A 19,397-nucleotide genomic window follows, 5' to 3' on the forward strand; every position below is an offset into this window, starting at 1 on the left:
GATTCCGGCACCGTGGTGAACCAGCGCTTCTTCACCCTGGGCGCCGTGGTGAAGCCGGGCGACCCGGTGATGGACCTCGTCCCCGACCACGACCGGCTGATCGCCGAGGTGAATGTCCAGCCCTACGACATCGACGTGGTCTATCCCGGCCTGCATTCGGAAATCCGCCTGCCCGCCTTCAAGCAGCGGCTGGTGCCCTATCTGCACGGCCAAGTGACCTGGGTGGCAGCAGACGTGACCACCAACGACCAGACCCGCCAGCAATACTACCGGGCCTATATCCTGATCGACCCGGACCAGCTGGCGAAGCTGCCCAACGTCTTCCTCACCCCCGGCATGCCGGTGGAAGCCCATGTGCAGGTCGGCGAAAGAAGCTTCTTCCGCTATATCACCCAGCCGATCCGCGACAGCTTCCATCGCGCCTTCCGCGAGCAGTAAGGAGACCACCCAGGCATGGCCGAGACCCGCACCACCCTCTTCGCCGACGGCATCCTCGACGCCAGCATCACCCATGGCGTCGCCCGGATGACCCTGGCGCAGACCGGCTCGGACGGTAAGCCGGTGCCCTGCGGCCAGCTGGTCGTGCCGCTGGTGCAGCTGCCGTCCATGGCGAATAGCCTGCTCGGCCTGCTCAAGCAGGTCGAGACGCGGATGAAGGAGCAGCAGCAGGCGGCCAGCCCGGAGGCCGGCGCTCCGGCGCCGACCGTCCCCGGCTCCTTCCGCTTCGGCTAGGCCGATGGCCGCCCCGACCCGGTCCCCGGCCGGCCTCGGCCGCCGGGGTCTGATGGCCCTGTCCCTCGCGGCCGCCGCATCGCCGGCGGCCGCGCAGGACCTCGCCCCGATCCGCGCGCGCATCGCCGGGCTCCGGCTCGGCGCCAACCTGGAACGCTGGTACCCGGTCGCCAAGGACAACCATCCGCGCCGCCTCGGCCCCGGCTGGTGGCGCGAATTCCGCGCCGCCGGCTTCGACCACGCCCGGCTCTTCATGCCGGAGGTCGGCAAGACCGGCTCCGGCATGGAATTGCCCGGCCTCTTCGCCGAGGCGGTGCAGGATGCCCAGGCGGCCGGCGTCACCATCTTCCTCGGCATGGCGGATTTCTACCACCAGTCGAATCCCTGGCAGGCCGCGGACTGGGCCGCGCTCCGCGCCCGGGCCGATTTCTTCGCCGCCCGGCTCGATCCCACGACCACCGTGCTGGCGGCGCTGAACGAGCCGGTCTTCGACGATACCGCGAGCTGGCTGCCGGTGCGCGACCGCCTGCTGACAGCGATGCGGCGGGCAGCGCCGCGCCACCTGCTCATGTGGGGCGGGCGGGAATGGTGCAGCGCCGGCTCCCTGCTGGAATGCACCCCCCCGGCCGATCCCGGCACCATGGCGGAGGTGCATGACTACCAGGGCGGCGATCCCGCCACCGTCGCCGCCCGCTTCGCCCCCATCGCCGCCTGGCGGGACCGCCATCGCCTGCCGGTGGTGGTGGCCGAACTCGGCGGCGCCATGGGCCATGAGACGAACCGCGAGGCCTTCGCCGCCGACCTCGCGCAATCCCTGCCGGCGCTGCGCAGCCTCGGCCTGCCGGTCACGCTCTGGTCCTATAGCCACGGCAGCTGGTGGCGGCTGCAACCGGGCGACGGGCCAGGGCTCCACCCCGGCCTCGTCCCGCCCGGCATGCTATCGCGCGGCTGAGGCCACGCCCGGCGCGGCGGGGCCCCGGCCCCGCCGCAGCAGCCAGGCATGCGCCGGCACCTCGATGAAGCGCCAGGCCAGCCAGCCCGCGACCAGGCTGGCCAGGAAGCCCGCCAGCATCAGCCCCATCCGGCCCGCCGGTCCCGGCTGCCCGAGCCGCAGCACCGCGACCAGCCCGGCCTCGATGAAGACCCAGCAGAGATAGATCCCGAAGGACGCCTCGCCGAGCCGCAGCAGCAGGTCCGGCCGCTTCGCCGCCACGCCGGCCACGGCCCCGGTGCCTGCGGCCGCGGCGCCCGGCCGGTGCAGCGCCGGCACCAGCGCGGCCAGGCCCAGCACCGCCAGCGCATCCTCGCCCAGCCAGAGCCCCAGCGGCAGGGCCGCCACCGCCGGCCACAGCATCGCCCGCGGCAGCCGCCCCTCCACCGCCAGCCGGCCGAGGCCCAGCCCGATGGCGAATTCCAGCCCGAAGCGCACCAGACCCAGGTGCAGGGTCCGGTTCAGCCCGCCCTCCGGCACCCAGCCCGAAAGCCAGGCCAGCCCCGCCATCCCCAGCATCGGCAGCAGCCAGACCAGCGGCCGCGGCAGCTTCAGCACCCCGGCCAGCACCAGCGGGAAGGCCAGGTATCCCGCCCATTCTACCGACAGCGCCCAGGAGGGATAGTTCCAGGCATGGATACTGGTCGTCTCCCAGGCATTCATCAGGAACAGCTGCAGGACGAATTCCGCCACCCCGAATCGCTCCGGGTTGCGGATGCCGGCCCCCGCCGCGCTCGCCGCCGCCACCAGCCCGGCCAGGGCGAACAGCGCCAGCGCATGCAGCGGCCAGATCTTGGCGAATCGCCGCCGCAGGAAGCCCCGGGCCCCCGCCCAGCCGCGCGGCGGCCGCGTCCCGTAGCCGAGGAACAGCGCATAGCCCGACAGCAGGAAGAACCCATCCACCCCGAGGTAGCCATGCCCCAGCAGCGGCGCCACCCAGGGCAGGATCTGGCTGACCTGCAGCGGCAGGTCGAGGTGATAGAGGATCACCCAGCCGATCAGGAAGAAGCGCAGCCGCGTCAGGGCCGCATCCCGCGGCGCCGCCCCACTCGATACCGCCCCATTCGATACTGGCTGCATCCGCCCTCGCTCTCCTCGTCACGCAACCCGGACGGCAACGCCAAACCGGCCTGTTCGCCCCTCCGGCGCCGCTTCACCTTAGCGAAGTGGGCCGCCCGGTCACCCATGCCGCCTGCCATACACGCCTGCTCCGCCCCCGGCGGTCACGCTTTCGGGTAGCGGCAATGACAGAAGGCTGATTAGCCCTCCGCCCTCTTCGCGTGACACAAGGCAGGGGCATGCCAAGTCTCACCTCCCCCTTCGGCCAGGTCCTGATCGCGCTCTGCGGCGCCACCGGGATGCTTCTCTTCGCCCTGCTGAAGCCGGAGTACCTGCTGCTCCTGCTGCCGGTCATGGTGCTGACCCTGGGCGCCCTCGCGCTCTATCAGTTCCCGCAGGCGATCGTCGGCCTGCTGGTGCTGACCTATGGCATCGGCCTCGACTTCCAGCTCGACGGCGGCATGTTCGGGGGCGTCGGCGGCGCCGCCGGGGCGCTGGGCTCCGCGGTGGTGAAGGTGGTGCCCTTCGCCCTGGCCGGCGCCCTCCTCATCCGCTACGGCCCGGCGAGCGCCATCAACTGGCCCTTCCTCGCCTATACCGTCATCGCGGTGATGAGCATCGTCATCCTGCCGATCGGCAAGGTCGTCACCAACGCGGAGATGATCCGCAGCTTCATCGGCTCCACCGCGCCCTTCGTGCTGGCCTTCGCCATGGCGCCGAAGCGGATCTGGACCACGGTGATCCGCGGCGCCACCTTGGTGCCCATTATCAGCGCCGTCGCCAGCCTGCTGACCACCGTCGCCGGGCTCTACCCCGCCTTCGACACGCTCGGCCGCTTCCAGGGCATGCATACCGCGCCCTTCCTGGCCGGCTTCTGCAGCACCGCCATCTTCGCCGCCATGCTGGAATACCTGCGCGGCTTCAAGATGCGCTGGATCATCATCGCCGGCCTGAACCTCGCCATCCTGCTGGCGACCCAGGCCCGCGCCCCGCTCGGCGCCGTGGTGATCTTCATGCTCGCCATCTTCCTGCTCTCGGACCGCAAGCTCTTCCCGCTGAAGCGCAAGGTCGACCTGATCATGGGCAGCCTGGGTCCCGGCCTGCTGCTGCTCAGCCCGGTGCTGGTCTTCGCCCTCGGCCGCTTCGTGGACCAGGGCAGCAGCAGCTCCGGCCGCGACCTGATGTGGCCCTATTTCATCGAGGCGATCGAGGCCCGGCCGCTGTTCGGCTTCGGCCTCGGCGCCGGCAAGCTGATCGTCAACCCGGACGACCCGCTCATCAAGCTGCTGGGCAGCACCGCCGCGCACAACGAATACCTGCGGCTGTCGGTCGATGGCGGCATCATCGGCTGCGCCGCGATCTTCATCGCCATCATCGCCTGGATCTGGGGCGGCTCCCGCCGCCTCGCCCCGGCCGAGAAGCTGGTGCTGCGCGCCGCCCTGGTCGGCGTGCTGATCCACAGCGGCTTCGACAACACGCTGATCGCCACTACCTCCGTCATGCAGTTCTGCCTCTTCGGGGCCATCCTCGCCCGCGGCCGGATCGAGGCGAAGCAGGGCCTGCACGGCCGCACCCCGCATGGCCGCGGCACCACCCGCCATGCCGCCGATACCCTCACCTGGCGCCAGCCCCGGCCCGAAGCCCGGCCGGGCTGACCGCCATGGACCAGGGCCTGACCCATCCCCCCCGGCCCCCAATCCGTCCCCCGGTCCGGGAACGCCGGCTCGACCTGGACCGGGCGCGCGGCATCGCCATCCTGCTGGTGGTCTTCGGCCATGTGGTGGCGCAGCAGGCGCCGTCCGGCGTCGAGTGGTACGAGCCGGTCCGCTACGCGATCTACCGCTTCCACATGCCCTTCTTCCTCTACCTCAGCGGCACCGTCGCGGTGCTCTCGGGGCTGCTCGCCACCGCGCCGCCCACCTGGCCGGCGGCGCTGCGCAAGCGGGCGGTGCGGCTGCTGGTGCCCTTCTTCGGCATCGGCCTGCTGATCCTGGCGTCGAAGCTCATCGCCCTGCAATTCCTGCACGTCGACAACCCGCCGGAGGGGCTGGGCGGCGGCCTCCGCGACCTGTTCTGGACCACCGGCCACAGCCCGGCGACCTCCGTCTGGTACCTGCTGGTGCTCTTCCTCAGCACCATCGTGGCGCTGCTGCTGCGCCGGATCGGCGGCACCGGGCTGGTGCTGCTCGGCCTCGCCCTGCAATTCATCGATGTCCCGCCGATCGCCTATCTCGACCGCTTCGCCAGCCACTTCCTCTATTTCGCCGCCGGCGTCTGGTTCACCGAACGCCAGGCCCGCGCCCTGCCCGCCTTCGAGCGCCTGCAGCCGCTCTGGTGGCTCGCCTTCGCCCTGGGGCTGGCCGCGGCGGAACTGGACTGGCTGGATGCGCGCTGGTCCATGGTGGTCTGCGGGCTGCTCTGCATCCCGGCGCTGCATGGCGCCATCCGCCGCCCGCCGGTCTGCCACTGGCAATGGCCGCTGGCGCTCGGGCGCTACGCCATGGCGATCTACCTCTTCAATACCCTGGCGATCGGCGGCGGCAAGGCGCTGCTGATTGCCGCCGGCATCGGCTGGACGGAGGAGTGGTTCCTGCTCCATGTCACGGTGGCCATGGCCTTCGGCCTCGGCGCGCCGGTGCTGCTGAAGTGGCTGGTCCTCCGCCGCATTCCCACGCTGGACCGCCTGACCGACTGACGCCGGGCCCCCGGCTTCAGGCTTTCTTCACCTGCTTGCCGCAGCCTGCTCCCCGGTGGCCCAGCAGGGGCCGGGCATCGCAGCAGGTGAGCCATGGATTGCGTCGTCTACTCGGCCCTCAGCCCGCGGGACCGGGACATCCTCCCCCCGGCCCGCTCCTCGGCCGCGCCCTGGACTATGCGGCGCGGGAGAATTGGCGCTCCGCCCGCGCCGTGCTGGACCGCGCGGTGGAAGACCCGGCCGAGCAGCGCCGCGCGCATTACCTGCTCTGGGAAGTCTGCCAGGTGCTGGGGGAGCCCGGCCCGGCCGTTCGCAACCTCCAGGCCGCGCTGGCCCAGCACCCCGTCACCTCCCGCTTCAGCCCGGCGCCGCGCCGTCGCATCCTGGCCCTCGCCGCGCCCGGGGATTTCCAGGCCAACCTGCCGCTCGGCGCCCTGCTCGATGCCGCCGATATCGCGCTGCATACCCTCTGGCTGACCGACCCGGCCGCGGTGCTGCGGGACCCCGCCTCCGCCTTCGCCGGGCAATTGCCCGAATTCGACTGCATCTTCGTCGCCATCGCCGAGGACCCGCGCCACCAGCTTGTCCTCGCCGCGGCGGACCATCTCGCCGCCGCGCTCGGCGCTCCGGTCATCAATTGCGGGCAGCGCATCGCCGGCCTCTCCCGCCTCGGCGTCGCCGCGCTGCTGCAGGGACTGCCGGATGCCGTGGTGCCGCCGCAACGCCTGCTGGACCGCGCGACACTGGAGGCCGGGCCCGCGCTGGAATGGCCCGTCATCATCCGGCCGGAAGCCTCGCATGCCGGCCGCGACCTCGCTCGGCTGAGCGGCCCCGCGGCGCTGCGCGCCTATCTCGGCAGCATCGATGCGCCGCGCTTCCTCATCGCCCCCTTCATCGACTACTGCAGCGGCGACGGCCACTGGCGCAAGTTCCGCCTCGTCGTCGTCGACGGCCAGCCGTTGCCCTACCACATGGCCATCCACGACGACTGGACCGTCTGGTACTACAACGCGCGCATGGAGCAGGATCCGTGGAAGCGGCGGGAGGAAGCCCGCTTCCTCGGCGACCTCGCCGGCGCCTTCCCTGCCCCGGCCCGGCGCGCGCTCCGCGCCATCGCCGACCGCATCGGCCTCGACTACTTCGGCATCGACTGCGGGCTGCTGCGCGACGGCCGGCTCGTGCTGTTCGAGGTCGAGACCGGCATGATCGTGCATGGCTGGGACCGGCCCGGCCTATACCCCTACAAGCGCGCCGCGGTCCGCAGCATCGTCACCGCGGTCGAGCGGATGATCGACCGCCGCATCGCCACCTGGCCCGGCAGCCGCCAGGCACTGCCCCGGCACTGAGGGCAACCGCGCCGCCGCCAGCTCCAGCGCCCCGGCCCGGTGCGGGTCGGGCAGCCCGCCCGCCGGCGTCTCCAGCCAGACCTCGATCATGTCCTCATGTCCGCGGTGGTCGAGGAGGAAGGACAGCGCCACCGCTTGGCTCTCCCCCGAAGCGGAGGCCTCCACCAGCCGCGCCTGCACCCTTTCCCCGCCGACGAAGACGCTCAGCCAGCGCGGCGTCGCAAGCCCCGGCAGCCGCCCGTGCAGGCGCAGGCGCCAAGGCCCGGCGGCGAGGTAGCAGAGCCGCATCACCGGCCTGCCGAAGGGTCCGGGCCCGGCGTCCTCGCTTTCGTCCCGCCGCACCGCCGGGCTGAACAGCGCCTCGCCGAAGCGGATGGTATCGCCCGGCCGCAGCCCGCCCTGCGGCCGCGGCAGGCCGCCGAAGGCCCGGTCCACCGCCGCCGCATCCTCCGGCGTCAGCGCATCGGCCCATTTGCCGATCCTGCCGTCGCCGATATGCGATTCGTTGAAGCCGGTCGCCGGGTCCGAGCCGAAGCCTGCCGTCTGGTTCGCCCGCAAGGCCGCCGCCGCCGCCATCCGCGCCTTGACCTTGTCCAGGCTCCAGGCCGCGGCGATGCACCGGGCCTCCGCCGGGTCCAGCCCCAGGCCGAGCTGCGCCGCCAGGGCCGGCCCGGTCGCCGGGTCGCGGGTGATCGCCGCCTCGAAGGCCAGCACCCGCTGCCCCGGCAGCCGCAGCACCGTCCCGACCGAGGCCAGCGAGCGCGCCACATCCATCGCCCAATCCGCCGCCCCGCCGCCGAGCCGGGTGACCAGGGAGGCGACGCAATCGCGCGGGTCCCGCGTCGTCACCACGACCTGCCCGCCCGCCGCCCGCACCAGCGCCAGCAGCGCCGGCGTCGCGTTATGCGCCCGGATGACCAGGGAGCCGGGGCTGCCCTGCAAACCCGCCTCCACCGCCGCGAGGCTGGTCGCCTCGAAGCCCTGCACCGGCCCCGCCACCGCCGCGACCAGGTCGCGCACCACGTTGAAGACCCAGGTCGAGGCACTGCCCGGCATGCCGAGGCACAGCACGATCATCGCCGCGGGCCCCTCAGAGGTAGCGGAGGTCGGCGCGCAGCAGCAGCCAGTTCGGCCCCGCGGCGAAGACCCGCCGATAGCCCTGCGCCTCGAGGTAGCCCAGCACCTGCTCCTCCGCCGCCGGCGTATTCGCCTCGACGCAGATCAGCTTCGGCCCGGGCCGCGTCCAGTCGATCCCGCGCAGCACCGCCAGGTCATGCCCCTCCGCATCGACGCTGAGCAGGTCGGGGAAGTCGCCGCCGCACTGCTGCTCCACGATGCGGGCCAGGGTGGTGACCGGGATCTCGACCCGCTCGGTCACCGCGAAATCCCGCTGCGCGCCGACGAAGGCCGCCACCTCCGCGGGGTCGAAGCTGTTCCGGCCGGAGGCGCGGTCGATCATGTGGAAGGTCATCACCCCCTCCCGGTCGGAGGCGCCGAGGTTGAGGTTCACGTCCTCCGGCCGCTCCCGCCGGAAGGCCTCGATCAGATGCGGATTGGCCTCGACATTCACCCCGCGCCCGCCGCGGGCATAGAGCAGCGCGGTATTGCTGATCAGCCAGGGATGATGCGCCCCGACATCGACCCAGGAGGGCCGCTCGATCCCGAGCCGGTGGAAGATGTTGAGGAAGGCGAGATCCTCGCCATGCTGCGAATAGGTATGCCGGCCATACCACTGGTCCGGCGAGAAATGCGCGACCGGCTCGGCCGCGGCCAGCATCAGGTTCTGCTTGGTCTCGATATGGATCAGCCGCTGCCGGATCTCGGCGAGCAGCGGATCGGCCGCCCTGCCGCCGGCCCCGCTTTCCGCGTCGCTCGCCATCGCCACCGTCACTCCGCAATCAGCCAGAAGGAAATCCACTTCGCCCAGGCCCCGCCGGGGACCCCGCCGGGAACCATGGGCGCGGCGTCCTGCACCAGGCAGAGCCGGACCGGCAGCTCCTCGCCCGGCGTGATGCCGCGCAGGGTCAGCGCGATGGTCCCGCCCGCCTGCGGCCGGAACCGCGCCCCGCCGATCGGCCGGTCCCGGTGCAACGCGACCAGCGTCGCCTCGCCCGCCGCCGCCCCGTCCCAGGGCGTTGCCTGGATGATGAGGGTGGCCCGCCGCCCGCCCGGATGCGGCAGCCGCAGCGCCATGTCGGTCGCCCGGATCTCCACCCCATCCGGCCCCGCGGCGGCCGGCACCCGGCAGGACCAGGCGGAAAGCCAGTCCGGGCCCGCTCCCTCGGCCTCCAGCCGCCACTGGAGGCAGCGTCCCTCGCGCCCCGGCGCCCGCCCGGCCGGCGCCGGCGGCGGCATCGCGGGCGGCAGCCAGCCCGGCGGCGGCGGCACCGCGGCGGCGCCATCCAGCGCGCGCGGCGGCAGGCACCAGTGCAGCCCGTATTCCACCACCCCGCTGGCCGCCAGCCAGGCGCGCAGACCGGGGGTGAAGCCGGCGTTGAAGGGCTCCCGGCACAGCGGCAGCAGGTCCGGCCTTTCCCGCAGCAGCAGCACCGCCAGCGCCGCCGGGCCGCCGGGCCGCACCGGCGCCAGCAATTCATCGACCAGCCGTCGCGTCGCCAGGCCGAACAGCCCATGCTCCTGGATGCCGTAGAGCACCAGCCAGCGCAGCGCCTCGTCGTAGTCGAGGCCGCCGGCGCCGCGGAACCGCGGCCGCAGGTCGCGCCGGCCCAGCACCACCGCGACCGCCAGCCAGCTCAACCCGACCGCGCCATCCAGCACACGCAGGAAACAGCGGCCATCCATCCAGGCCTGCATCGCGGTATCGCAGCGCAGCGCCCAGGCGCCGGTATCGGTCCGCGTGGCATGCAGCAGGTCGTCGCCATAGCGTTCCAGCAGCGCCATCGGCGGCTGCAGGATACGCCCCCGGGCCAGCGCGCCTTCGATCGGCCCCGGCATGCTGCGGAGATCCTCCCGCAGCCGGGCATGGTCGAATTCCCCCAGGCGGCCGCCGAATTGCAGCATCGCCTAGCCGACCTGCCGCAGCAGCGGGGCAGCCGCCTCGGCCAGCAGGGCCGGCGCCTCCGCCAGCCTGCCGCGCTGCAGCCGGCAGACGAAGCCCCCCCCCGCCGCCGCCAGGGCCTCCGCCCCGGGCGCCCAGACGATGTCATGCAGGGCCCCGGGCATCGGCGCCATCCCGTCCCGCGCCGCCTGCCGGGTCACCACCCAGACGGGGCCGGCCTGCGCGGCGATGCGGCAGAGCTCCGCCGCCGCCGCCTGGCCCTGCCGCGGCCGCAGATCGTCGATCACCCCGATGGCGCCCGGGAAATCACCCGCCTCGGCCGGGATCGCCTCCGGCACCGCCGGCCGCAGCCGCAACGCCTCCGGCCCGGCCAGCCGCGCCATCGCGGCCCGCGCCGGCTCGAACAGCGGCGGCGGCACCAGCAGCACCGGATCGGCCGCGAGGAAGCCCGGCAGCTCCAGGCAGGCGGCCAGCAGGCCGATCTCCCCGAGCAGCACCGCCGTCCCGGGGACCCGCGCGGCGAGCCGGGCCAATTCCACGGCCAGGGCCGCCGTCCCGAAAGCCGGATCCGCCTCGGCCCCCCCCGCCTCCGCCAGCCGCCGCGCGGCGCGCAGGACGATCCGCCCCGGCGCCACCGCCACCCGCCGCAGCGCCTCGACCACCGCCGTGGCCTCATGCCCGGTCATGCAGGGCGGCTCCTCGAAGCCCCGTGCGCAGGCGGCCGACCAGCGCCGCGTCAGCCACCAGCAATCGCCGCAATCCTTCGGCGCGAGGTTGGCATTCTGCGGATAGCCGAAGAAGCCGAGCGAGGTCGGGCCGAACAGCACCACCCCCGGCACCCGCATCGCCCGCGCCAGATGCACCACGCCGCCCTCGGTATCGAGATGCGCCGCCGCCTGCTTCAGCACGCCGGCCGTCTGCTCGAGCCCGGTCGCGCCGCGCAGGTCGAGATCGACCCCCGGCACCAGCGCCTCCACCACATCGCCGAGCTGGACCACGGCATAGCCCTCGGCCTGCACCGCCGCGACGATCGCGGTCCAGAGCGGCAGGGGCAGGTTCTTGGTCTGCAGGCCGGAGGCCCCGGCCATGGTCCGCGCCGCGCCATGGTGGATGGTGACGTAATGCCGCCCCAGCACCGGGGCCAGCGGGTCGTCCCCCCCGGCACCGGGCGCCGGATACATCGTGCCCGGCCGGGGATAGAATTCCGGCCCCTGCCGGGCCGAGACGGCGAGGTTGCCGGTATGCCCGGCGAGGTCGAGCTTGCTGAACCCCGCCCGCACCGCCTGCTTCGCCAGGTCGTTGTTCCGGTGCGGCCAGTCGAGCCGCACGTAGCGCTGCCAGGGCGCCGCCCGGCCATGCGCCAGCCGCAGGAATTCCGCCGGGATCCGCGACAGCGGCGGCGTCGCATAGGACACCACTTAGCGGACGTCGGCGATCAGGTCGAAGACGTCCAGCGCATGCGCCAGGTCGAGGAAGCCGCTGCGCGCCGGCTCCTCCGGCACCAGCACGCCGAGGACATGGGGGTTGTGACCCAGCACCTCCGCCGCTGCCGGATGCTCATGCAGGACGATGATCCGCGGCGCCCCGAAGGCCTCCCACAACCCGCGCGCCACCGCCGAGAGATACAGCGCATCGCCGATCCCGCCCGAGCCGACGATGAGGATGGTGAGCGGATCCTCCCCCCCGCCATGCGGCGCCAGGCCGAAGACCGGCCCCTGCAGCCCGAGCCTGGTGAGGCCACCCAGCCAGGCATCGCGCCGCTGCATCAAGGAGGCGAGCTGCAGCAGGGGATCCAATGCGGCGGCCGGAAAGCGCCGGACCGGATCGGCCAGGGACAGTATTCCGGCAACCGAGCCTGCCGCACGGTCCAAATCATACCCGAGCCGGTCGATCTGGATATTCAGATACTGCTCACGGGCCTCGAGTTCGCGGATTCTGTTCTGTGCCAGATCCAGTTGATCCGCCAGGGTATCTTCCCGGATCAGGCCAAGCGTCTTGCTGGAACAGGAGGCACCGAATTCCATGCTTGGACCCCAGAATGCCATAAACGTTGTGGAATGTTAACGATACTATACGCAATTGCCCCAAAGGCCAGAGCCGAAATGAATGTCCGCGCATCGAAATGCTCCCCACAGCAAAAACGCCCCGGGTGGGGCGTTTTCGTCGGCAGGATCGGTGTCCGCGGTGGTCCGGGCCCAGGCCCGGCAGTCGTAGCCCCGGGCGTCGTAGCCCCGGGCGTCCTAGCCCCGGTCGTCGTAGCCCTTGGGATGCGCCGCATGCCAGGACCAAGCGCTGCGGACGATATCGTCCAGCGCCCCGAAGCGTGGCGCCCAGCCCGTCTCCTGCCGCAACCGGGCGGAGGAGGCGACCAGCACCGCCGGGTCGCCGGCCCGGCGCGGGCCCAGCGCATGCGGCACCGGCCTGCCGCCGATCCGCTCCACCGAGTCCATCACCTGCTTCACCGAATAGCCGGTGCCGTTGCCGACGTTGAAGCGCACGCTGCCGGTCTCGAGCCGCTCCAGCACCCGCAGATGCGCGTCGGCCAGATCCGTCACATGCACGTAGTCGCGGATGCAGGTGCCGTCCGGCGTCGGGTAATCCGTGCCGAAGACGGTCAGCGGCGGCCGCGTGCCCAGCGCCGCGCTGATCGCCAGCGGGATGAGATGCGTCTCCGGCTCATGGTCCTCGCCGATCTCGCCCGAGGCATCCGCCCCCGCCGCGTTGAAGTACCGCAGCGAGGCCGAGCGCAGCCCATGCACCTGGTCGGCCCAGGCCAGCGCCCGCTCCACCATCAGCTTGCTCTCGCCATAGGCGGAGACGGGGGCGACCTCCGCTTCCTCGTCGATCGGGATCCGCTTGGGGAAGCCGAAGAGCGCCGCGGTGGAGGAGAGGACGAAGCGCAGGCAGCCCGCCTTCACCGCCGCATCCGCCACGATCAGGCTGTTCGAGAGATTCTCCCGGCAATAGCGCAGCGGGTCCCGCATCGATTCGCCGACCAGCGACAAGGCGGCGAAATGCAGCACCGCGTCGAACTTCCAGCCGGCGAAGACCTCCGCCACCCGCGGCGCATCCGCGAGATTGGCGACGACCAGTTCCGCACCGGCCGGCACCGCCGCCCGATGCCCCTGCCGCAGGTCGTCGAGGACGACGACATCGTCGCCCCGACCGACCAGCGCCCGGACGATATGGCTGCCGACATAGCCGGCTCCGCCCGTTACCAGATAACGACCCATCTGCGCGGCTACTCCCGGAAATAGCCGCCGTAGCGGGGATGGTAGACCTCGGCATCCGCATAGCCGGACCGGCCATGCACCTTGGCATCCACCTGCGTCAGCGCGGCACCCACGACGCGGGCATGCGCTTCCTCGAGCAGGCCGAGGGAGTTGCGCACCACCGAACGCGGCGTGTCGCGCCACTTTACACACAAAAGTGTGGCATCGGCGAGGCGGGCGACGACCCGCGCATCCGCCATCGCCAGCGCCGGCGGCGCATCGAGCACGATCAGGTCGTAGTCGCGCCGCACCCGCTCCAGCAGCCCGCCCATCGCCTCGGACATGAAGAGGCCGAGCGAGTGGATCTCGGCCGCGCCGGCCGGGATGTAGTCGAGCGAGGAGAGATGATCGCGGCGGATGATCCGCTCCAGCAGCGCCTGGCCGAGCAGCAGGTCGGTCACGCCCGGCGCACCCTCGCAGCGGAAGACCCGGCCGAGCGCCGGCTGGCGCACGTCGCAATCGATCAGCAGCACCCGCTCCCCGTTCATCGCTGCCGAACGGGCCAGCGCGACCGAGGTCGTGGTCTTGCCCTCGCCCGGCCGCGCCGCGGTGATCACCACCACCCGCGGTGGCTCCGCGCCGAGCCAGAGGGAGGCCCGCAGGGTCCGCATGCTCTCGGAGAAGGGGCTCAGCGGCTTGCGGACGACGTAGTCCTCCACCTTGTGCCGCCCCAGCAACCCGCGCTTCAGCATCGGCACCAGCGCCAGGCAGGGCAGGCCGAGCGAGGCTCGAACCTCCTCGCCCGAGCGGATGGTGCTGTCCGCCTGCTCCAGGAACCAGATCACCAGCAGGCCGAAGAGCACGCCGAGCAGCGCCGCCGCCACGACGAAGAGCGAGACCTTGGGGAAGCTCGGCATGCCCGGCTTCGTCGCCGGCGACAGCACCCGCGCATCCGGCTTCTCGATCGCCGTCTGCGACACCGTCTGCTGCGACCGTTCCAGCACCGCGCGCAGCAGGGTGCGGGAGGCTTCCGCATCCCGCTCCAGCGCCGCCACCTGGATCTCGGCGCCCTGGCTCGAGTTGAGCCGGCCCTGCTGGCTCTTCAGCGCCGCCTCGAGGCTGGCGACGCGCGCCTGGGCGGCCCGCGCCTCGGCATCGAGCGCCTGGACCACGCGGCCCGTCTCGCCGCCGACCGCCCGTTCCGTCTCGGCCAGGCGCGAGCGCGCCGCCCGGACATCGGGGTGATTCGGCCCGAGGGTCGCCTGCAGCCGCTCCATGTCGCGCCGCGCATCGTCGCGCGCCGCCCGGGCCCCGGTCAGGTTGGAGGAGGCGAGCGCCGTGAGGTCGGCGCCGCCGCCGCCGCGCCGGGCCGCATTCAGCCGCGCATCGGCGGTCGCAAGCTGGTTGCGGGCCTCGATCAGGTCGGTGTTGATCCGGCTGACCTGCTCGGTCGCCAGGCCTGCGCTCACGCCGCGCGTGAGGCCGGAGGCGGTCCGCAGCTCGGCGATCCGGTTCTCGGTCGTCTGCAGCTCGGCGCGGAGCTGGCCGACCCGGCCGTCCAGCCAGTCGTTCGCCCGCCGCACCGCGTTGAACTTCGCCTCGAGCTGGTCGGCGATATACAATTCGGAGGCGAGGTTCGCCGCATCGGTGGCGAGCTGCGCATCCTCGGAGGTGAACTGGACGGTCAGCACGCGGGAATTCCGCACCACCACCACCAGCATCCGGTCGCGCACCGCCTCGGCGGCGGCGATCTCCGCCTGCTCCTCCGGCGGCCGCGGCTCCGGCGCCTCGGGCGCCAGGGCCTCGCCGATCGCCGGGGACAGCGCGCCGAGCCGGCGCGAGACCGCGTCCTGCCAGCGATACTTCAGCGTCTCCGGCCGCTTCGATTCCGTGACCCACCAGGCGAATTCCTCGCGGTTGGTCAGGTCGAACTGGCGGACGATGCGCCGGGCCACGGACAAGCTGCGGATAACATCCACCTGGCTCGCCAGCACCGCATCCGTCGTCGTCTCGTCGCGCAGGATGCTCTGCAGCTCGCGCGCCGAATAGTCGGTCGGCTCGAACATCACCGTCGCGCTGGCGGTGTAGCGCGGCGTCAATTGCTTCGCCGCGACATAGGCCGCGATGGGAAACAGCAGGGCGCAGAGCACGAGCACCAAGCGCCGCCGGCGCAAGGCCGCCAGCAGCGCCGTCACCGTCATGCCCTCGGGCTCGATCGGTGACGCGACGGGCGCTGGTGTACGGAGTTGCGGCTTCCTGTCGGTAGGGGGCCGCGATTCAACCGGTCTGTCGAGCATGCGGGGTGCGTCTTTCCTTCGCGGCGAATGCTGCGGAGCGTTTGGGCATTACGCGCCCGGCCGGAAGCCGGTCAATCAACGGGGTGGCGAACATCGCGCCGCGGCGCAAACATCAGCGTGATGGACCATGCACGCAAGGAAACGCGAATGTGCCGGACACGTGTCGTCTGGCAAAGACTATAACGACCTGCGCGCATCGTGGTCCGGGTCAGTCTCCCGGGCCGGGAAACGGCCATCGATTGTCTCGTCTTACGGAAGGAAAGCCCGCCAAATGCATATCCGCCGCGGTTTCTGCATGATGCTGCTGCTCACCGGCCTCACCGGCCTGGCCGCATGCTCCACCCCGGGCGCCGGCCTGCCGCCCCTGCCGGATGCGACGCTCGCCTCCTACCGGGTCGGCCCGGAAGACCAGCTCCGGGTCACCGTCTTCAACGATCCCCGCCTCACCGGCGACTTCCGCGTCTCCGATGCCGGCACCATCGCCCTGCCGCTGATCGGCACCGTCCGCGCCTCCGGCCTGACCACCACCGAGGTGGAACGGGCGGTCGAGAAGGAGATGCGCGACAAGAACCTGTTCCGCGACCCCTCGGCGGCCGTCCAGGTCATCGCCTATCGCCCGGTCTTCGTGCTCGGCATGGTCGAGCGCGGCGGCCAGTTCCCCTACCAGCCCGGCATGACCAGCCTCACCGCCGTGGCCGTCGCCGGTGGCTTCAACTATCGGGCGATCAAGGATTATGTCTCGATCACCCGCATCGGCGCCGATGGCCGCCCGGTGGAATACCGCGCCCAGCGGGAATCCCTGGTCCAGCCGGGCGACGTCGTGACCGTCTTCGAGCGCCGTTTCTGAGACGTCTCGCCACCCTGCTCTGGCTTGCCGCCGGCCTGTTGCCGGCGGCAGCGCTTGATCCCCGGCCGGCGGCAGCGCAGCCGCTGGACGCGCCGGCCAGCTGGGCGGCGGCCAGGACCCCCGTGCCCGGTCCCGCCCGCATCATCGGCGGCACCGGCCTCGGCTGCATCGCCGGAGCGGTGTCCCTGCCGGCGGATGGGCCGGGCTGGCAGGCGGTCCGCCTGTCCCGCAACCGCCACTGGGGCCATCCGGCGCTGATCGCCACGCTGGAAGGCTTCACCCGCGCCGCCCAGGCCGCCGGCTTCCCGCCGCTCTGGATCGGCGACCTCGGCCAGCCCCGCGGCGGGCCGATGCCCTATGGCCATGCCAGCCACCAGGCTGGGCTGGATGCCGATATCTGGCTCGACCTCGGCCCCAAGCCGCCCCGCCCGCCGGCCCAGCGGGAGGATATCGAGGTCGCCTCCCTGGTCCTGCCCGACGAATCCGGCGTCGATCGCCGGGTCTGGCGCCCCGGCCATGCCGCCCTCATCCGCCTCGCCGCGGAACAGCCCGGCATCGATCGGGTACTGGTCAACCATGCCATCAAGCGGGAGCTCTGCCGCACCGAGGCCGGCGCCGCCTGGCTCCGCCGGGTCCGCCCCTGGCGCGGGCACGACAGCCACATGCATATCCGCCTGCGCTGCCCGCCCGGCCAGCCGGAATGCCGCGACCAGCCCCCGCCCCCGCCCGGCGATGGCTGCGACGCCAGCCTGGCCTGGTGGCTGACGCCGGAAGCGCGCCACCCGGCGCCGCGCCCGCCCGGGCCGAGGCCGCAAATGCCGGCCGCCTGCGCCGCCGTGCTCTCGGGCTATCCCGCGGCGCCCTGAATGCCAGGCCGAGGGGCGCCTCCGCCCCGGCCCGCCGTTACGACCAGCGCCGCGCCGGCCCGCAATCCAGATGCACGAAGCCATCCCGCCGATACAGCCCGACGCCGCCGATCTGCATCTCCGCCGCCAGCCGGGCCAGGCCCATGCTGTCCCGCCCCGGCAGCCGCACATCCGCCGCCATGCCCGACATGTGCAGGCTGGCCCGCGACACCCGGCGCGATTCCCGCGCCCGCGCCGCATTGGTCTCCGGCGCCCGGTAACCGCTGATGACCTGGTAGCCCTCGCTCGCATCCATCTGCCGCGCGACCGTCGCCATCACGTCGAAGAGCCGCGGGTCCATCGGCGTCACCTCCTCCATGGAGGGGTCGCGCAGCAGCCAGTCGAGCTGGCGCAGCGCCTCGCGGTCGTAGCGCCCGTCCCGCCAGTAGTCGCCGGTGAAGCTTTCCCCGGTCTGCATCCGCTGGATGCTCAGGCTGCGCGGCCCGCCGCCGAGGAGCTGGGCCTGCGCCCCGCCCGCCGCGGTGCAGGCCAGGCCGATCGCCGCGCCCAGGAACCCGCGGCGCGAGACCACCGCCTCCCCCCCGCCGGCGCAGCAGGGGCAGGCCGGCAGCTTGGCCCGCATGCTCAGCGCGCCCCGCCCAGGCTTGTCGTCCCGGCGCTGGCGACGCGCGTCCGGCTGCTGTCCATCGCCCGCGCATAGGCCTCGTCCAGCCCGTAGATATCCGGCCGCAGCACCACCTGCCCGCCCGCGACGACCGCGGTGGTATAGTGCAGCCGCACCGGAATCGACCGGGCGATGGCGACGCCCGTCGTCGCCCGGCTCGCCAGCACCCGCTCGGCCCGCGCCCGGTCCCAGCCCGCCGTCCCCTGCAGCACCACGTCCAGCAACTCCATCGGCTTCTCCAGCCGGATGCAGCCCGAGGAGAAGGCGCGGTCCGGTCGGCGGAACAGGTGCCGGTCGGGGGTATCGTGCATGTAGATGTCCTCGGTATTCGGCATGATGAACTTGATGCGGCCCAAGGCATTGATATCGCCCGCATCCTGCCGGATGAAATAGGGAAATCTGGTCGGGTTCACGCTGGCCCAGTCGATCGTCGTCGGATCGATCTCGGTGCGGACGCCATCGACGAAACCGTAGACGCGAAAGCCCTTCTCCATCATCGCCCGGGGGTCGCGGCGGAAGCGCGGCAGCAGGTCCTCCCGCGCATTGCGCTCAGGCACTCCCCATTGCGGGTTGAACTGGATCGCATTCAGCCGCACCCGCAGCATCGGCGTGGCCCGGGCCGGCTTCCCGACGATCACGGCCATGTCAAGCAGCACCCGGCCCTGCTCGGCCAGGACCAGCCGCTGATGCGGCACGTTCACCTCGATATGCCGCTCCGCCGGCGGCGGCGGCGCCGCCCGCCGCATGTCGAGCGCCACCCGGAGCTGGCGCACCGTCGCCTCGGCCGGGCGGTTCAGCGCGGCGAAGGTGATGCGGCCGATCCGCCCATCCGGCTCCAGCCCCTCGGCCGCCTGGAAGCGCTTCACCGCCGCCACGAGCGCTTCATCGTATACGATCATGTCGCCGACCTCGGCCGAGGCCAGCAGCGCATCCGTCGCCAGCAGCCGCGCCCGCAGCGCCGGCACCCGCAGCGCATCGAAGCTGCCGGGCTCCAGCGTATCCGGCCCGGTGGTCGGCACCACGGGATAGCCGCCGGCGGCCACCCGCGCCCGGGCCACGGCCAGCGCCCGCTTCAGCACCGCGGCCTCCCGCGGCAGCAGCGCCGCCCGGTCCAGCACCGCGGCCGGCTCCGCCGCCGTCGCCAGTTCCGTCATCCAGGGGCCCAGCGGCACGGCCGCCAGCTCGCGCCGCAGGTCGGCCCGGTTCGGCAGTTCCGCCACCCGGCCATGCAGCAGGTCGGTCAGCGCCAGCAGCGCCGACCGCTGCAGCCCGGCATGCCAGGCCGCCGGGTCGCTCGCCGCCAGGGCATCGGCGGGCACCGCATAGGCGCGGGGGTCGAGCCCATCCTCCTCCAGCCGCCGCAGCCGGTCCGCCAGCCGCAGCAGCGCCTGGCTGTCCTGCGCCGCGAAGGGCAGCCCCTGGCCGGGGCCGGCCATGGCGCCCGGCGGTGCGGCGAGGGCAGCCGCGGTGAGCCCCCCCTGGATGAGAAAGGGGCCAGCGGCCCCGAGCAGGGCTCCGAGCGAGGCGGAGAGGATGATTGCGCGCACGATCCCTTGCATACAGCCCCGTCCCGCCGATCGCCAGGGCTTCGCAGCCGAGTCGCCTTGTCCCGCCACGGGTTCGCCGCGGCTGTTGCCGATCCGCCCCCCGCTGCCGGCCCCCCCCTGCC

General features: G+C 72.6%; 18 protein-coding genes. 8 read left to right on the forward strand and 10 right to left on the reverse strand.

The window, feature by feature from the left end; translation table 11 throughout:
* From AC0IW9_RS17760 to AC0IW9_RS17770, 3 genes are all read left to right on the forward strand, one after another.
* Window positions 1–438: beta-barrel domain-containing protein (locus AC0IW9_RS17760; protein ID WP_471649612.1), on the forward strand; the 438-nt coding region annotated here is incomplete at its 5' end.
* Between the two features lie 15 nt (window positions 439–453).
* Window positions 454–732, forward strand: a complete 279-nt coding sequence (locus AC0IW9_RS17765; RefSeq protein ID WP_471649613.1) for a hypothetical protein — start codon at window positions 454–456, stop codon at window positions 730–732.
* Between the two features lie 4 nt (window positions 733–736).
* On the forward strand, window positions 737–1,684 hold the full coding sequence (locus AC0IW9_RS17770) for a cellulase family glycosylhydrolase (protein WP_471649614.1): 948 nt from the start codon (window positions 737–739) through the stop codon (window positions 1,682–1,684).
* Here the strand turns inward: AC0IW9_RS17770 and AC0IW9_RS17775 are convergent.
* On the reverse strand, window positions 1,670–2,803 hold the full coding sequence (locus AC0IW9_RS17775) for an acyltransferase family protein (RefSeq protein WP_471649615.1): 1,134 nt from the start codon (window positions 2,801–2,803) through the stop codon (window positions 1,670–1,672). The genes AC0IW9_RS17770 and AC0IW9_RS17775 overlap by 15 nt on opposite strands.
* A 218-nt stretch (window positions 2,804–3,021) precedes the next feature.
* Here AC0IW9_RS17775 and AC0IW9_RS17780 point away from each other — a divergent pair, with 218 nt between their 5' ends.
* The 3 genes from AC0IW9_RS17780 (at window position 3,022) to AC0IW9_RS17790 (ending at window position 6,823) form a co-directional block, all read left to right on the forward strand.
* The gene (locus AC0IW9_RS17780) at window positions 3,022–4,437 is read left to right on the forward strand and encodes an O-antigen ligase family protein (RefSeq protein WP_471649616.1); all 1,416 of its coding nucleotides are present in this window, start codon (window positions 3,022–3,024) and stop codon (window positions 4,435–4,437) included.
* A 5-nt stretch (window positions 4,438–4,442) separates the two neighbouring features.
* On the forward strand, window positions 4,443–5,477 hold the full coding sequence (locus AC0IW9_RS17785; protein WP_471649617.1) for an acyltransferase family protein: 1,035 nt from the start codon (window positions 4,443–4,445) through the stop codon (window positions 5,475–5,477).
* An 86-nt stretch (window positions 5,478–5,563) separates the two neighbouring features.
* A complete protein-coding gene (locus AC0IW9_RS17790; protein WP_471649618.1) occupies window positions 5,564–6,823 on the forward strand; it encodes an ATP-grasp domain-containing protein in 1,260 nt (419 codons plus the stop codon).
* Here AC0IW9_RS17790 and AC0IW9_RS17795 read toward each other — a convergent pair.
* The 7 genes from AC0IW9_RS17795 to AC0IW9_RS17825 all read right to left on the reverse strand — a co-directional run bounded on the left by AC0IW9_RS17795 (window position 6,710) and on the right by AC0IW9_RS17825 (window position 15,255).
* The gene (locus AC0IW9_RS17795) at window positions 6,710–7,900 is read right to left on the reverse strand and encodes a hypothetical protein (protein WP_471649619.1); all 1,191 of its coding nucleotides are present in this window, start codon (window positions 7,898–7,900) and stop codon (window positions 6,710–6,712) included. The two genes, AC0IW9_RS17790 and AC0IW9_RS17795, sit on opposite strands and share 114 nt — an antisense overlap.
* Before the next feature lie 13 nt (window positions 7,901–7,913).
* Window positions 7,914–8,702 carry an FkbM family methyltransferase gene (locus AC0IW9_RS17800; RefSeq protein ID WP_471649620.1) on the reverse strand — a complete coding sequence of 263 codons (789 nt, stop codon included), beginning with the start codon at window positions 8,700–8,702 and terminating at the stop codon, window positions 7,914–7,916.
* Window positions 8,703–8,710: 8 nt separating this feature from the next.
* Window positions 8,711–9,844: a hypothetical protein gene (locus tag AC0IW9_RS17805; RefSeq protein WP_471649621.1), complete on the reverse strand. Its 1,134-nt coding sequence runs from the start codon at window positions 9,842–9,844 to the stop codon at window positions 8,711–8,713.
* 3 nt (window positions 9,845–9,847) lie between these two features.
* Window positions 9,848–11,257 carry a glycosyltransferase family 9 protein gene (locus tag AC0IW9_RS17810; RefSeq protein WP_471649622.1) on the reverse strand — a complete coding sequence of 470 codons (1,410 nt, stop codon included), beginning with the start codon at window positions 11,255–11,257 and terminating at the stop codon, window positions 9,848–9,850.
* Window positions 11,258–11,260: 3 nt separating this feature from the next.
* Window positions 11,261–11,866 (reverse strand): hypothetical protein, encoded by a 606-nt coding sequence (locus tag AC0IW9_RS17815; protein WP_471649623.1) that lies wholly within the window; start codon window positions 11,864–11,866, stop codon window positions 11,261–11,263.
* A gap of 216 nt (window positions 11,867–12,082) precedes the next feature.
* The gene (gene galE, locus AC0IW9_RS17820; RefSeq protein WP_471649624.1) at window positions 12,083–13,075 is read right to left on the reverse strand and encodes a UDP-glucose 4-epimerase GalE; all 993 of its coding nucleotides are present in this window, start codon (window positions 13,073–13,075) and stop codon (window positions 12,083–12,085) included.
* An 8-nt stretch (window positions 13,076–13,083) separates the two neighbouring features.
* A complete protein-coding gene (locus AC0IW9_RS17825) occupies window positions 13,084–15,255 on the reverse strand; it encodes a GumC family protein (protein WP_471649625.1) in 2,172 nt (723 codons plus the stop codon).
* Between the two features lie 367 nt (window positions 15,256–15,622).
* On the opposite strand from AC0IW9_RS17825, the gene AC0IW9_RS17830 reads away from it, so the two are divergent.
* Window positions 15,623–16,198: a polysaccharide biosynthesis/export family protein gene (locus AC0IW9_RS17830; protein ID WP_471649626.1), complete on the forward strand. Its 576-nt coding sequence runs from the start codon at window positions 15,623–15,625 to the stop codon at window positions 16,196–16,198.
* Window positions 16,199–16,236: 38 nt separating this feature from the next.
* On the forward strand, window positions 16,237–17,064 hold the full coding sequence (gene mepA, locus AC0IW9_RS17835) for a penicillin-insensitive murein endopeptidase (RefSeq protein WP_471649627.1): 828 nt from the start codon (window positions 16,237–16,239) through the stop codon (window positions 17,062–17,064).
* Between the two features lie 37 nt (window positions 17,065–17,101).
* Here the strand turns inward: mepA and AC0IW9_RS17840 are convergent, their stop codons facing one another.
* Both AC0IW9_RS17840 and AC0IW9_RS17845 read right to left on the reverse strand, forming a co-directional pair.
* The gene (locus tag AC0IW9_RS17840; protein ID WP_471649628.1) at window positions 17,102–17,686 is read right to left on the reverse strand and encodes a peptidoglycan L,D-endopeptidase MepK; all 585 of its coding nucleotides are present in this window, start codon (window positions 17,684–17,686) and stop codon (window positions 17,102–17,104) included.
* A gap of 2 nt (window positions 17,687–17,688) precedes the next feature.
* Complete coding sequence (locus tag AC0IW9_RS17845; protein WP_471649629.1) at window positions 17,689–19,275, reverse strand: L,D-transpeptidase family protein; 1,587 nt, start codon at window positions 19,273–19,275, stop codon at window positions 17,689–17,691.
* Between the last annotated feature and the right edge of the window lie 122 nt (window positions 19,276–19,397).

The organism is Belnapia sp. AC561, from assembly GCF_979252845.1.

What these genes read in the sequence shown, in the direction of transcription:
- AC0IW9_RS17800 (WP_471649620.1), bottom strand. Translation starts at nt 8,702, where the DNA reads ATGGCGAGCGACGCGGAAAGCGGGGCCGGCGGCAGGGCGGCCGATCCG.
- AC0IW9_RS17775 (WP_471649615.1), bottom strand. Translation starts at nt 2,803, where the DNA reads ATGCAGCCAGTATCGAATGGGGCGGTATCGAGTGGGGCGGCGCCGCGG.
- AC0IW9_RS17795 (WP_471649619.1), bottom strand. Translation starts at nt 7,900, where the DNA reads ATGATCGTGCTGTGCCTCGGCATGCCGGGCAGTGCCTCGACCTGGGTC.
- AC0IW9_RS17785 (WP_471649617.1), top strand. Translation starts at nt 4,443, where the DNA reads ATGGACCAGGGCCTGACCCATCCCCCCCGGCCCCCAATCCGTCCCCCG.
- AC0IW9_RS17825 (WP_471649625.1), bottom strand. Translation starts at nt 15,255, where the DNA reads ATGACGGTGACGGCGCTGCTGGCGGCCTTGCGCCGGCGGCGCTTGGTG.
- AC0IW9_RS17815 (WP_471649623.1), bottom strand. Translation starts at nt 11,866, where the DNA reads ATGGAATTCGGTGCCTCCTGTTCCAGCAAGACGCTTGGCCTGATCCGG.
- galE (WP_471649624.1), bottom strand. Translation starts at nt 13,075, where the DNA reads ATGGGTCGTTATCTGGTAACGGGCGGAGCCGGCTATGTCGGCAGCCAT.
- AC0IW9_RS17780 (WP_471649616.1), top strand. Translation starts at nt 3,022, where the DNA reads ATGCCAAGTCTCACCTCCCCCTTCGGCCAGGTCCTGATCGCGCTCTGC.
- AC0IW9_RS17765 (WP_471649613.1), top strand. Translation starts at nt 454, where the DNA reads ATGGCCGAGACCCGCACCACCCTCTTCGCCGACGGCATCCTCGACGCC.
- AC0IW9_RS17805 (WP_471649621.1), bottom strand. Translation starts at nt 9,844, where the DNA reads ATGCTGCAATTCGGCGGCCGCCTGGGGGAATTCGACCATGCCCGGCTG.
- AC0IW9_RS17840 (WP_471649628.1), bottom strand. Translation starts at nt 17,686, where the DNA reads ATGCGGGCCAAGCTGCCGGCCTGCCCCTGCTGCGCCGGCGGGGGGGAG.
- AC0IW9_RS17770 (WP_471649614.1), top strand. Translation starts at nt 737, where the DNA reads ATGGCCGCCCCGACCCGGTCCCCGGCCGGCCTCGGCCGCCGGGGTCTG.
- AC0IW9_RS17830 (WP_471649626.1), top strand. Translation starts at nt 15,623, where the DNA reads ATGCATATCCGCCGCGGTTTCTGCATGATGCTGCTGCTCACCGGCCTC.